The organism is Pseudocitrobacter corydidari (assembly GCF_021172065.1).
Taxonomy (GTDB): domain Bacteria; phylum Pseudomonadota; class Gammaproteobacteria; order Enterobacterales; family Enterobacteriaceae; genus Pseudocitrobacter; species Pseudocitrobacter corydidari.
In genome coordinates this window covers 3523409-3536961 of the sequence record NZ_CP087880.1, presented here as the reverse complement: position 1 = coordinate 3536961, position 13553 = coordinate 3523409, and the positions used below count along the sequence as shown (strand labels likewise).

Sequence of the window (13553 nt, the reverse complement as noted above, 5' to 3'; positions counted from 1 at the left end):
TTTGTTGCCTGTAACACTAAAACGATCACAAATTTTTGTAACTGGCGCTACAATCGAGGGCAGTAACGATTCTCAAATCAGAAGGGTATTGCTAATGAAAAACATCAACCCAACGCAGACCGCTGCGTGGCAGGCACTACAGAAACACTTCGATGAAATGAAAGATGTCACTATCGCCGAGCTGTTTGCCAAAGATAGCGATCGTTTCAGCAAGTTTTCCGCCACGTTTGACGATCTGATGCTGGTGGATTTTTCCAAAAACCGTATTACGGAAGAGACGCTGAGCAAACTGCAGGATCTGGCGAAAGAGACCGATCTGAGCGGCGCAATTAAATCAATGTTCTCCGGTGAGAAGATCAACCGCACCGAAGACCGTGCCGTGCTGCACGTAGCGCTGCGTAACCGCAGCAATACCCCAATTATCGTTGACGGCAAAGATGTGATGCCGGAAGTTAACGCCGTGCTGGATAAAATGAAAGGTTTCTCTGAAGCCATCATTTCCGGTAGCTGGAAAGGCTATACCGGCAAAGCCATCACCGACGTTGTCAACATTGGTATCGGCGGTTCTGACCTCGGCCCGTTCATGGTGACCGAAGCGCTGCGTCCGTACAAAAATCACCTGAATATGCACTTTGTGTCTAACGTCGATGGTACCCACATCGCGGAAGTGCTGAAAACCGTTAACCCGGAAACCACGCTGTTCCTGGTGGCGTCTAAAACCTTCACCACGCAAGAAACCATGACCAACGCCCACAGCGCGCGCGACTGGTTCCTGGAAACGGCAGGCGATCAGAAACACGTGGCGAAACACTTCGCAGCGCTGTCTACCAACGCGAAAGCGGTGGGCGAGTTTGGTATTGATACCGCCAACATGTTCGAGTTCTGGGACTGGGTGGGTGGCCGTTATTCTCTGTGGTCTGCCATCGGCCTGTCTATTATTCTGTCTGTGGGCTTCGACAACTTTGTTGAGCTGCTCTCCGGCGCGCACGCGATGGATAAGCACTTCTCCACCACGCCTGCTGAGAAAAATCTGCCGGTTCTGCTGGCGCTGATCGGCATCTGGTACAACAACTTCTTTGGCGCGGAAACGGAAGCGATTCTGCCGTACGACCAGTATATGCACCGTTTCGCGGCGTACTTCCAGCAGGGCAACATGGAGTCCAACGGTAAGTATGTTGACCGCAACGGTAACAAAGTGGCGCACCAGACGGGCCCAATCATTTGGGGCGAGCCGGGCACTAACGGTCAGCACGCGTTTTATCAGTTGATTCACCAGGGCACCAAAATGGTTCCTTGTGACTTCATCGCACCGGCGATCACCCACAACCCGCTTTCCGATCATCATCAGAAGCTGCTGTCTAACTTCTTCGCCCAGACCGAAGCGCTGGCGTTCGGTAAATCTCGCGAAGTGGTTGAGCAGGAATATCGCGATCAGGGTAAAGATCCGGCAACGCTGGAACACGTGGTGCCGTTTAAAGTGTTTGAAGGCAACCGCCCAACCAACTCCATCCTGCTGCGCGAAATCACGCCGTTCAGCCTGGGCGCGTTGATTGCGCTGTATGAGCACAAAATCTTTACTCAGGGCGCTATCCTGAACATCTTCACCTTCGACCAGTGGGGCGTTGAGCTGGGTAAACAGCTGGCTAACCGTATTCTGCCGGAACTGAAAGATGGCAGCGAAATTAGCAGCCACGATAGCTCAACCAACGGCCTGATTAACCGTTATAAATCCTGGCGTGCGTAAGTCGTCTTAATCTGAAAATGCCGGCGTAATAGCCGGCATTTTTTTATCGGATAAATCCCCTTGTCCGTGATCTCCGCTGAAAATTACTGATGAGCATATTCCTAAAACATAAATAGACCTGAGTTAAATAAGGTCTTATTTTAGGATAATACGCAGGGTAATAAAAATAGATAACGCCATAACTTGCTGATTTACAGCTTGTTGTAATCAATAAATAATACTTATCTGTTTCTTTTTTCTCATTTTCTTAAAATCCCTTGCTCCCTTCCCCTAACGCTAATTCCCGGTATTGAGTTGTGTATACTCGATGACGCCTGAATATTTCAGGTATACCCGCTTATTTTCAGGTTGTATGTGCGTGAGCCACGCATGTATTTCATGCCGACTTTCACTCTGCAACCCGGAATTCCCAGGGTATGTACCTCCATTTATTCAATGAAGGGAAATTGTTATGAAGAAAATCCTCTATGGCATTTTTGCCATATCTGCGTTTGCGGCGGCATCCGCGTCAGCAGCGCCGGTGGAAACCGGTGATGCGGCGGGCTCTGCGGCGACGTCTGTCTCCGCGGGGAGTTCTACCGCGACCAGCGCCAGCACCGTCAGTTCTGCGGTGGGTGTCGCGCTGGCAGCGACAGGTGGCGGTGATGGCTCCAATACCGGAACCACGACCACCACGACAACCAGTACCCAGTAATACGGGTGCGTTTACCCATAACCACACTTCGGTGTGGTTATTTTGCCCCTTCGGAGAAACGTCGTGAAGCGACTTGCCATTATCACTCTTTGCCTGCTGCTTCAGGCGTGTTCATCCAGCACAAAAGGGCTGGGAAAATCGTTATGGGATAGCCTGTTCGGCACGCCCGGTGTGCATCTCACGGCGGACGATATCCAGAATATGCCCTACGCCAGTCAGTACATTCAGCTCAATAACGGCCCGCAGATTTTTGTGGCGCTGGCTTACTCGGAAAATGGTCAGCACAAGTGGGTGACCCAGGATCAGGCCACGCTGGTCACGCAGCACGGGCGCATCGTGAAGACACAGCTGGCGGGCGATAACCTGCTCGATGTTAATAATCTCGCCAACGACCCGTTAGCCAAACCGAATCAGGTGGTGGATGGCGCAAGCTGGACGCGCACGATGGGCTGGACCGAACACCGCCAGGTGCGCTACGCCACCGCGCATTCCTCCTTCCACTGGGGCGATCGCGAAACGCTGACCTTAGCCGGAAGCGAGACGCCGGTCCGCGTGCTGGAAGAAACGGTGACCACCGACCAGGCAAACTGGTGCAACCGTTACTGGGTGGATGACGAAGGCCAGATTCGACAATCAGAACAATACCTTGGGGCGGGCTATTTCCCGGTGAAAACGACCCTGATCAAGGCCGCAAAACAATGAAAAAAATCACGCTCATCGCAGGACTTTTCTGCGCCATCTCGGGTGGCGCATTCGCAGCAGGCACCGTGGATGTTCATCGTGAAGGCGAGGCAAAAACGCTCACGTTGACCAACGCCGAACATCTGGCAGATCTCGTCGCACAGCCGCGACTCGCCGGAAGCTGGTGGCGCGGCGCGGTGATCGCCGAACAGCAGGCGACCACGGTTGCCGAGCAACAGCATCAGGCATTGCTCGCCGCGTTAAGCCGCGCGGCGATGGAGGCGAGCGGAACCGATGCCGCCGCCATTAATGCCTTACGCCAGCAGCTTCAGGCCATCAAGGTCACGGGGCGACAGTTTGTCTCGCTGGACCCGGATGAAGTCCGCATCGGCGAAGGGAAAAATCCGCCGCTTCAGGGGAAATACAGCCTGTGGGTGGGCAATGAACCCTCGACGATTACGCTTTTCGGGTTGATCAATCGCCCCGGAAAAGTGGCGTTTACGCCCGGTCGGGATGTCGCCAGTTACCTCAAAGAGGTTGATCGACTGAGCGGCGGCGAGCGCAGCTACGCGTGGGTGATTTACCCCGATGGCCGCACGCTGAAGGCCCCCATCGCCTACTGGAACCGACGTCATATTGAGCCGATGCCCGGCAGCATCGTGTTTGTTGGCTTTGCCGATTCACTGTGGACGAAGAAATACGATGAGCTTAACGTCGCTATTCTTCGCTCCCTGTCGCAGCGGATACCTGATTAATGAAGAAAAAATACCTCTATAGCCTGCTGGCGCTGGGCGTCAGCGCCGCGTGCCATGCCGAAACGTATCCGGCGCCCGTGGGCCCTTCGCAGTCTGATTTCGGCGGCGTAGGCCTGCTGCAAACGCCGACCGCGCGAATGGCGCGGGAAGGGGAAATCAGCCTTAACTACCGCGATAACGATCAGTACCGCTACTACTCTGCCTCCGTACAACTGTTTCCGTGGCTGGAAACGACGCTGCGGTATACCGACGTGCGTACCAAACAATACAGTAGCGTCGACGCGTTCTCGGGCGATCAAACCTATAAAGATAAAGCCTTCGACCTGAAGCTGCGCCTGTGGGAAGAGAGTTACTGGATGCCGCAGGTCTCCGTCGGCGCGCGCGATATCGGCGGTACCGGGCTGTTTGACTCGGAATATATCGTCGCCAACAAAGCCTGGGGGCCGTTCGATTTCTCCCTCGGAATGGGCTGGGGCTACCTTGGCACCAGCGGCAACGCCACCAACCCGTTTTGTTCTTACAGCGACAAATATTGTCACCGCGACAACAGCTACCGCGAAGCGGGATCGATGGATAGCAGCCAGATGTTTCGTGGCCCGGCGGCGTTTTTTGGCGGGGTAGAATATCAAACGCCCTGGCAGCCATTGCGCCTGAAGCTGGAGTATGAAGGCAATAACTACCAGCAGGATTTTGCCGGAAAACTGGACCAGAAAAGCAAGTTTAACGTCGGCGCTATTTATCGCGTTGCGGATTGGGCCGACGTTAACCTAAGCTATGAGCGCGGGAATACCGTGATGTTTGGCTTCACCCTGCGCACGAATTTCAACGACCTGCGTCCGTCCTACAACGACAACGCGCGGCCAAAATATCGCCCGCAGCCGCAGGATGCGATTCTGCAACATTCGGTGGTGGCGAATCAGCTGACGTTGCTGAAATACAACGCCGGATTTGCCGACCCGAATATTCAGACCAAAGGCGATACGCTCTACGTCACCGGCGAGCAGGTGAAATATCGCGACTCGCGTGAAGGCATTGATCGGGCGAATCGCATCATCATGAACGATTTGCCGGAAGGCATTCGCACCATCCGCATTACCGAAAATCGCCTCAATATGCCGCAGGTGACCACGGAAACTAACGTCGCCAGCCTGCAACGACATCTGGAAGGCGAACCGCTCGGCCACGAAACGCCGCTGGAGCAGAAGCGCGTCACGCCGATCGTGCCGGAAACCACCGAGCAGGGCTGGTATATCGACAAATCGAGCTTCGATTTCCATATTGATCCAGTGCTGAGTCAGTCGGTCGGCGGGCCGGAAAGTTTCTACATGTACCAGTTGGGCGTGATGGGCACGGCGGACTGGTGGGTCACCGACCACCTGCTGACCAGCGGCAGCCTGTTTGCCAACATCGCCAACAACTATGACAAGTTTAATTACACCAACCCGCCGAGCGACTCGAAACTGCCGCGTGTGCGTACTCACGTGCGTGAATACGTTGAGAATAACGTTTATGTGAACAACCTCCAGGCCAACTATTTCCAGTATCTGGGGAATAATTTCTACGGCCAGGTTTACGGCGGCTATCTGGAAACTATGTTCGGCGGGGCGGGCGTCGAGGCGCTGTATCGCCCGGTAGACAGCAACTGGGCGGTGGGGATCGACGCCAACTACGTGAAACAGCGTGACTGGCGCAGCGCGCAGGACATGATGAAATTCACCGACTACAGCGTGAAGACCGGGCATCTCACGGCTTACTGGACGCCGCCGTTTGCCCAGGACGTGCTGGTGAAAGCCAGCGTTGGCCAGTATCTGGCGGGTGATAAGGGCGGCACGCTCGATATCTCTAAACACTTCGACAGCGGCGTGGTAGTCGGTGGCTACGCCACCATTACCAACGTTTCCGGCGATGAGTATGGGGAAGGGGAATTCACCAAAGGCGTGTATGTCTCTGTGCCGCTGGATCTCTTCTCCTCCGGCGCGACGCGCAGCCGTGCGGCGGTGAACTGGGTGCCGTTGACCCGCGATGGCGGCCAGAAGCTGGGGCGCAAGTTTGATTTGTATGGGATTACCAGTGATAAGAGTATGAATTTCCGGTAATTGTGCTGTCTGTGTGCCGGATGGCGGCGTAAACGCCTTATCCGGCCTACGGGGATTTGAAGGTGCGGTGCAACGTTTTGATGCGGTCTGTGTGCCGGATGGCGGCGTAAACGCCTTATCCGGCCTACGGGGATTTGAAGGTGCGGTGCAACATTTTGACGCGGTCTGTAGGCCGGATGGCGGCGCAAACGCCTTATCCGGCCTACGGGGATTTGAAGGTGCGGTGCAACGTTTTGATGCGGTCTGTGTGCCGGATAAGGCGTAGCCGCCATCCGGCACTGCTGATGTAAAAAATGTAGATCTGGATCACATTTCTGCGTTATACAAGAGGCTCAGCCTGCACAGGAGATGCCGCCATGACATCACTCCCCCGTCCACGCGTCGAGTTTATCTCGACGATCTTACAGACTGTCCTCAACCTTGGGCTACTCTGCCTTGGTATGATTCTGGTCATCTTTCTCGGCAAAGAGACATTGCACTTAGCTGACGTGCTTTTTGCGCCTGAGCGCACCAGCAAATATGCGCTGGTGGAAGGCCTGGTGGTTTATTTTCTCTATTTCGAATTTATCGCGCTGATTGTGAAGTACTTTCAGTCCGGTTTTCACTTCCCGCTACGCTACTTTATCTATATCGGGATCACCGCGATTGTGCGCTTGATCATCGTCGATCACACCTCGCCGCTCGACGTGTTGATCTACTCCGGGGCGATCCTGTTGCTGGTGATCACGCTCTGGCTGTGTAACTCCAAACGCCTGAAACGAGAATAAAAAAATGGCGCTCCGAAGAGCGCCAAACAACAGTCACAAGTTAAATCGAGGATTGCAGTGGCTTTTCCCGTTTCCGGGAGGGTAGAACGAGGGTATTAACCTTTCACACCGCCTGCCGTCAGGCCATTAACCAGCCAGCGCTGCGCCAGCAGGAACACGACGGTAATCGGAATAGCAGAGAGTACGGCTGCCGCGGCAAAGTCGCCCCACAGATAGTTTTGCGGGTTGAGGTATTGCTGCATCCCTACCGCAAGCGTGTAGCTGTCCACATCACGCAGCAGCAGTGACGCTACCGGCACTTCGGTGATAGCGGCGATAAACGACAGAATAAACACCACCGCCAGAATCGGTACGGAGAGCGGCAGCAGCACCAGGCGGAATGCCTGCCACGGGGTTGCGCCATCCAGTGCCGCCGCTTCTTCCAGCGAATTATCGATGGTTTCGAAGTAGCCTTTAATCGTCCAGACGTGCAGTGCGATACCGCCTAAGTAAGCGAAGATCACGCCGCCATGGGTGTTCAGGCCGATAAACGGAATGTACTGGCCGAGACGGTCAAACAACGCGTACAACGCCACCAGAGACAGCACCGCCGGGAACATCTGGAAAATCAGCATCCCTTTCAGCAGGGTCGCTTTACCCGGGAAACGCATACGGGCGAAGGCGTAAGCACAGGTTGTGGAAAGGGTGACGATGCCAATCGCGGTGATGCCCGCAATTTTTACCGAGTTCCACAACCACAGCAGAACCGGGAAGGGTGGCGGTGTGACGCGGCCATCAGCGTGTTCTACGCTGAAGCCCAGCGCCAGCCGCCAGTGCTCCCAGGAGATTTTTTCCGGGATCAGGCTCCCGGTGGCGAAGTTACCCTCGCGCAGTGAAATGGCGATAACCATCAGCAGCGGGAACATGATTGCCGCGATGAAGATCAGGAGTAACAGGTGCGTTGTAAACAAGCGCAGTTTCTGAGATTTCGGTTGTACCATAGCCATTGTCGTTATCTCCCTTAATCAAACTTCATACGCGTGGCTTTCAGGTTCACTATCGCCAGCGCACCCACCAACAGGAAGATAAGCGTGGCAATCGCTGCCGCGAGGCCGAAGTCCTGTCCACCGCCGCCTTCGAAGGCGATACGGTAGGTGTAGCTCACCAGCAGGTCGGTATAACCGGCAGGCGTTGTGGTGCCGAGTCGGTCCGGGCCGCCGTTGGTCAACAGCTGAATCAGAACGAAGTTGTTAAAGTTAAAGGCGAAGCTGGCAATCATCAGCGGCGTCAGCGGCTTAATCAGCAGCGGCAGCGTAATCTTGAAGAAGTTCTGGAACGGGCCTGCGCCATCCATTGCCGAGGCTTCATACAGGTCGTCCGGAATCGCTTTCAGCAGGCCCATGCACAGGATCATCATGTACGGGTAACCGAGCCAGGTGTTGACGATGATAATCATCGAACGCGCGGTGGTCGGGTCGCTGAACCAGGCTGGTTTGATACCGAACAGCGCGCTCAGCATCATGTTGATTTCACCAAAGCTCTGGTTGAACAGCCCTTTGAAAATCAGAATCGAGATAAACGACGGTACGGCGTAGGGCAGAATCAGCAGCACGCGATAAATCGCTTTGCCTTTCAGGGCTTCCCACTGCACCAGGCACGCCAGCACCATGCCGACGGCAACGGTCAGGATGACGGTCAGTACCGAGAAGACAATCGTCCAGATGAAAATCGCGAAGAACGGCTTTTGAATCCCTTCGTCGGTGAAGACGCGAGTGAAGTTATCCCAGCCGATGGTGACGGTGTAGCCTGGGCTCAGTTTCTCGCCGGTCAGGTTACCTGAGGCATCGACAGCCTGGTAGTAACCTGCGTCGTTGTTCGGCAGGTATTTTACGCCGGTTTGGTTGTTGGTCAGCTCGTCGTTAGCGCCAAGCGTGTAAAGCGCGCGTGTGCCGGAGAACTGACGTAAAGAACTCATCACCACTTTGCTTTCATCTGGCAGAACGGCGGTTAACTGGTTCAGGGCCTGACGATTTTGGGTGATCACGCGCAGCGCCGCACGCTCGCCTTCTGGCAGGGCGTCCGTCTCTTTCAGCGTAATTTTCTGCTCGCCGCCTAATTTAAAGGCGTCGGAGAGATAATTCTTGCCACTTTCACCGTCGGTCAGCGCCAGCTGCCAGTCGTCACCCGCCGGGATCAGCGTGAAATTATAGGATTTCCCCGCCTGATAAGAGCGGTCCATCAACACCTGCTGAGCACGTTCAAAGGTGAGCTGGTTAGTGCTGCTGTAGTTGGTGAAAGCGATGGCGATGGTGCAAATCAGCGGGAACAGGACAAACAGCCCCATCCCGGCCATGCCCGGATAAACATAGCGCCAGGCGTACGCTTTACGATTGGCGAAAATATAAAGGCCAGCAGAGCTTAAAATCAGCGTCATGATGGCGAACAGGTACTCCCCTTGTGCGTACATTAAAACTACAAGGTAACCCACCAGCAGGCCCAGCAGACCGATCGCTGACCACTTCAGCGCGTCGCTTTGCCACCAATGTTTCTTTTTAATGACATCCATGGGGATCTTCCTCTACAACGGTGAAACTTCCTGGCCGGAGATGTGCCGGATGGCGGCATAAATGCCTTATCCGGCCTACAATCCTCTGTAGGCCTGATAAGCGAAGCGCCATCAGGCACATCGACAGCATTACTTAGTGATACGGCCCTGCGCGTCTTTCAGTGCGGCATCGACAGTCTGACGACCGCTTGCGGCGTTAATGACTGCGGTGCGAACGGCATACCAGAAGGCGGACATCTGCGGGATGTTCGGCATGATTTCGCCTTTCTGGGCGTTATCCATGGTGGCCGCAATGCGCGGATCTTTCGCCAGCTGATCCTGGAAGGATTTCAGTGCAACGGCGCCCAGCGGTTTGTCCTTGTTCACTTCATCCAGACCCTGATCGGTCAGCAGGTAGTTTTCGAGGAACTCTTTCGCCAGCTCTTTGTTCGGGCTTGCGGCGTTGATACCAGCACTCAGCACACCGACGAACGGTTTAGACGGCTTGCCTTTAAAGGTCGGCAGCAGCGTCACGCCGTAGTTCACCTTGCTCTTATCGATGTTAGACCATGCCCACGGGCCGTTGATGGTCATCGCGGTATCGCCTTTGTTAAAGGCCGCTTCAGCGATGGAGTAATCGGTATCCGCGTTCATGTGTTTGTTTTTAATCAGGTCAACCAGGAAGGTCAGCCCCGCTTTCGCGCCAGCGTTGTCCACCCCAACGTCTTTCACGTCATATTTGCCGTTTTCAAACTTAAATGCATATCCACCGTCGGCGGCGATCAGCGGCCAGGTGAAGTACGGTTCTTGCAGGTTGAACATCAGCGCGCTCTTACCTTTCGCCTTCAGCTCTTTATCCAGCGCAGGAATTTCTTCCCAGGTTTTCGGCGGGTTCGGTACGAGGTCTTTGTTGTAAATCAGGGAGAGCGCTTCAACCGCAATCGGGTAAGCGATCAGTTTGCCGTTGTAGCGAACGGCGTCCCAGGTGAACGGATAGAGTTTGTCCTGGAAGGCTTTGTCCGGGCTGATTTCAGCCAGCAGGCCAGACTGCGCGTAGCCGCCGAAACGGTCATGCGCCCAGAAGATGATGTCCGGGCCGTCACCGGTGGCCGCCACCTGCGGGAATTTCTCTTCCAGCTTGTCCGGGTGTTCAACGGTGACTTTAATGCCGGTGTCTTTCTCGAATTTCTTACCTACCTCGGCGAGACCGTTATAGCCTTTATCGCCGTTGATCCAGATAACCAGTTTTCCTTCTTCGATTTTCGCGAGGGCTGAGGCGGAAAACATCATCGTGGTCAGAGCCGACAGCGCGAGGATGCGAGCGCCAGTTTTAATTTTCATATATCCCGTCCTTTTTGGTGATGTACTCGTGGATACACAGAGGTGGTTTTTACGTTGTTGAGTCTCCTTTTTTAGCAACCTCTTTCCATCCTCCCTTCCTCTACGCCCCGAGGGGTGTTTATGTGATCTCTGTTACATAAATCAGAGTTATGAGCCCTGGCGCACATAAAAAACGCCCCGTTTTTGCAGGCCAGCTCACGATTTTCCCTGTAGCCCCTAACCCCCGGTGGCAGAAGGCGTTTTCTCATCCTCCCGCCTCCTCCCCCATAAAAAACAGGGGGGGTGGAGGATTCGCGACAACAAGGGATACCCCATAGTTCAATCCATCTTGAATGTTTCTGTTAGTGACGGGTTGTAACAAGGGAGAAGGCGATGGCAAACGTACAACTGCGAAATGTAACGAAAGCCTGGGGCGACGTGGTGGTATCGAAAGATATCAACCTGGATATCCAGGAAGGGGAGTTCGTGGTGTTTGTTGGGCCGTCGGGCTGTGGCAAATCTACACTGCTTCGCATGATCGCTGGGCTTGAGACTATCACCAGCGGCGACCTCTATATCGGGGAAACCCGGATGAACGAAATCCCGCCTGCGGAACGCGGTGTGGGCATGGTGTTCCAGTCCTATGCGCTGTATCCGCATCTCTCCGTCGCCGAGAACATGTCCTTCGGCCTGAAACTGGCGGGCGCGAAAAAAGAAGTCATTAACCAGCGGGTGAATCAGGTCGCCGAAGTGTTGCAGCTGGCGCACCTGTTAGAGCGCAAACCAAAAGCGCTTTCCGGTGGTCAGCGTCAGCGTGTGGCGATTGGCCGTACGCTGGTGGCGGAACCGAATGTGTTCCTGCTCGATGAACCGCTCTCCAACCTGGATGCCGCACTGCGTGTACAGATGCGTATCGAAATTTCCCGCCTGCACAAACGCCTGGGCCGCACGATGATTTACGTCACCCACGATCAGGTTGAAGCGATGACGCTCGCCGACAAAATCGTGGTGCTGGATGCAGGCCGCGTCGCGCAGGTCGGCAAACCGCTTGAACTCTATCACTACCCGGCCGACCGCTTCGTTGCGGGCTTTATCGGCTCGCCGAAAATGAACTTCCTGCCGGTCAAAGTCACGGCAACGGCAATTGATCAGGTGCAGGTTGAGCTGCCAAACCGTCAACAGGTCTGGCTGCCGGTAGAAAGTAACAATGTGCAGGTCGGCGCCAATATGTCACTGGGTATTCGCCCTGAACATCTGCTGCCCAGCGACATCGCCGATGTCACCCTGGAAGGCGAAGTCCACGTTGTGGAACAGCTTGGTCACGAAACGCAAATTCATATCCAGATCCCCGCCATCCATCAGAACCTGGTCTATCGCCAGAATGATGTGGTGTTAGTAGAAGAGGGAGCCACATTCGCTATTGGCTTGCCACCAGAGCGCTGCCACCTGTTCCGTGAGGATGGCACCGCATGTCGTCGGTTGCACAAAGAGCCCGGCGTTTGATTCCCATAACAAAGGCACAAAACCCGGCTACAAGGGTTCGTGTTTCAAAGAAAAGCAATGATCTCAGGAGATAGAATGATGATTACTCTGCGCAAACTTCCCCTGGCAGTCGCCGTCGCGGCAGGCGTTATGTCTGCTCAGGCGCTGGCAGTCGATTTCCACGGCTACGCGCGTTCCGGTATTGGCTGGACAGGCAGCGGTGGTGAACAACAGTGCTTCCAGGCAACCGGCGCACAAAGTAAGTACCGTCTGGGTAACGAATGTGAAACCTATGCGGAACTGAAGCTGGGCCAGGAAGTGTGGAAAGAAGGTGATAAGAGTTTCTACTTTGATACCAACGTGGCGTACTCCGTTGCTCAACAGAATGACTGGGAAGCAACTGACCCGGCTTTCCGTGAAGCCAACGTGCAGGGTAAAAACCTGATTGAATGGCTGCCAGGTTCCACCATCTGGGCCGGTAAGCGCTTCTATCAGCGTCATGACGTTCACATGATCGACTTCTACTACTGGGATATTTCTGGTCCTGGTGCGGGTATCGAAAATATCGACCTGGGCTTCGGTAAACTGTCTATGGCAGCGACCCGTTCTCAGGAAGCTGGCGGTTCTTACGCGTTCAGCAGCCAGAATATTTACGATCGTACTAAAGACACGGCAAACGACGTATTCGACGTACGTTTAGCGGGTCTGGAAACTAACCCGGACGGCGTGCTGGAACTGGGTGTTGACTACGGTCGTGCAAACACCACCGATGGTTACAGCCTGGCTGACGACGCATCGAAAGATGGCTGGATGTTCACCGCTGAACATACTCAGAGCATGCTGAAAGGCTACAACAAATTTGTGGTTCAGTACGCGACAGATGCGATGACCACTCACGGTAAAGGTGTGAACCAGGGCTCCTACGGTTCTTCTACCTTCACCGTGACTAACCCGGATGGCACGACGACCAATTACGCAAATAACGTTATCAACAACAACGGTAACATGTGGCGTATCCTGGACCACGGCGCAATTTCTTTGGGCGACAAATGGGACCTGATGTACGTCGGTATGTTCCAGAAAACCGACCTGGATAGCGACCTCGGCACCGACTGGTGGACCGTGGGTGTTCGTCCAATGTACAAATGGACGCCGATCATGAGTACCCTGCTGGAAGTTGGCTATGACAACGTGAAATCTCAGCAGACTGGCGATCGCAACAACCAGTACAAAATCACCCTGGCGCAACAATGGCAGGCTGGCGACAGCATCTGGTCTCGTCCGGCAATCCGCGTATTCGCAACCTACGCGAAATGGGATGAGAAATGGGGTTACATCAAAGATGGTGACTCTGTAAGCCGCTTTGCAGCAGCTTCTAACTCTGGCATCAACACAACCAGCCGCGGCGACAGCGATGAGTGGTCCTTCGGCGCACAGATGGAAATCTGGTGGTAATACTCGTTTAACCCGATGTAATGCCTGAAAAGAGG

12 protein-coding genes are annotated in these 13553 nt (G+C 54.6%); 9 read left to right on the top strand and 3 right to left on the bottom strand.

Annotated features, from left to right (window positions below; all coding sequences use genetic code 11):
* Positions 1–94: 94 nt before the first annotated feature.
* From pgi to psiE, 7 genes are all read left to right on the top strand, one after another.
* Positions 95–1744, top strand: coding sequence for a glucose-6-phosphate isomerase (pgi, locus tag G163CM_RS16435; protein WP_015966346.1), 1650 nt, complete (start codon positions 95–97; stop codon positions 1742–1744).
* Between the two features lie 451 nt (positions 1745–2195).
* Positions 2196–2438, top strand: coding sequence for an exopolysaccharide production protein YjbE (gene yjbE, locus G163CM_RS16430; RefSeq protein WP_015966345.1), 243 nt, complete (start codon positions 2196–2198; stop codon positions 2436–2438).
* A gap of 63 nt (positions 2439–2501) precedes the next feature.
* A complete protein-coding gene (locus G163CM_RS16425; RefSeq protein WP_231825659.1) occupies positions 2502–3140 on the top strand; it encodes a YjbF family lipoprotein in 639 nt (212 codons plus the stop codon).
* Positions 3137–3874, top strand: a complete 738-nt coding sequence (locus G163CM_RS16420) for a capsule biosynthesis GfcC family protein (RefSeq protein ID WP_231825658.1) — start codon at positions 3137–3139, stop codon at positions 3872–3874. Before G163CM_RS16425 ends, G163CM_RS16420 begins: the two co-directional genes overlap by 4 nt.
* A complete protein-coding gene (locus G163CM_RS16415; protein WP_231825657.1) occupies positions 3874–5970 on the top strand; it encodes a YjbH domain-containing protein in 2097 nt (698 codons plus the stop codon). The genes G163CM_RS16420 and G163CM_RS16415 overlap by 1 nt, the downstream gene beginning before the upstream one ends.
* A gap of 67 nt (positions 5971–6037) precedes the next feature.
* Complete coding sequence (locus tag G163CM_RS16410) at positions 6038–6235, top strand: hypothetical protein (RefSeq protein WP_231825656.1); 198 nt, start codon at positions 6038–6040, stop codon at positions 6233–6235.
* 91 nt (positions 6236–6326) lie between these two features.
* Positions 6327–6737 carry a phosphate-starvation-inducible protein PsiE gene (gene psiE / locus G163CM_RS16405; RefSeq protein ID WP_231825655.1) on the top strand — a complete coding sequence of 137 codons (411 nt, stop codon included), beginning with the start codon at positions 6327–6329 and terminating at the stop codon, positions 6735–6737.
* A gap of 95 nt (positions 6738–6832) precedes the next feature.
* On the opposite strand, the gene malG is transcribed toward psiE, so the two are convergent.
* From malG to malE, 3 genes are all read right to left on the bottom strand, one after another.
* Complete coding sequence (malG, locus tag G163CM_RS16400) at positions 6833–7723, bottom strand: maltose ABC transporter permease MalG (RefSeq protein WP_015966340.1); 891 nt, start codon at positions 7721–7723, stop codon at positions 6833–6835.
* 14 nt (positions 7724–7737) lie between these two features.
* Positions 7738–9282, bottom strand: coding sequence for a maltose ABC transporter permease MalF (gene malF, locus G163CM_RS16395; protein ID WP_231825654.1), 1545 nt, complete (start codon positions 9280–9282; stop codon positions 7738–7740).
* Between the two features lie 129 nt (positions 9283–9411).
* Positions 9412–10602, bottom strand: coding sequence for a maltose/maltodextrin ABC transporter substrate-binding protein MalE (gene malE, locus G163CM_RS16390; RefSeq protein ID WP_231825653.1), 1191 nt, complete (start codon positions 10600–10602; stop codon positions 9412–9414).
* Between the two features lie 372 nt (positions 10603–10974).
* Between malE and malK the strand changes: the two genes are divergently transcribed.
* Together malK and G163CM_RS16380 are read left to right on the top strand one after the other, a co-directional pair.
* Positions 10975–12084 carry a maltose/maltodextrin ABC transporter ATP-binding protein MalK gene (malK, locus tag G163CM_RS16385; protein ID WP_015966337.1) on the top strand — a complete coding sequence of 370 codons (1110 nt, stop codon included), beginning with the start codon at positions 10975–10977 and terminating at the stop codon, positions 12082–12084.
* 75 nt (positions 12085–12159) lie between these two features.
* Positions 12160–13518 (top strand): maltoporin, encoded by a 1359-nt coding sequence (locus G163CM_RS16380; protein ID WP_015966336.1) that lies wholly within the window; start codon positions 12160–12162, stop codon positions 13516–13518.
* Positions 13519–13553 lie beyond the last annotated feature (35 nt).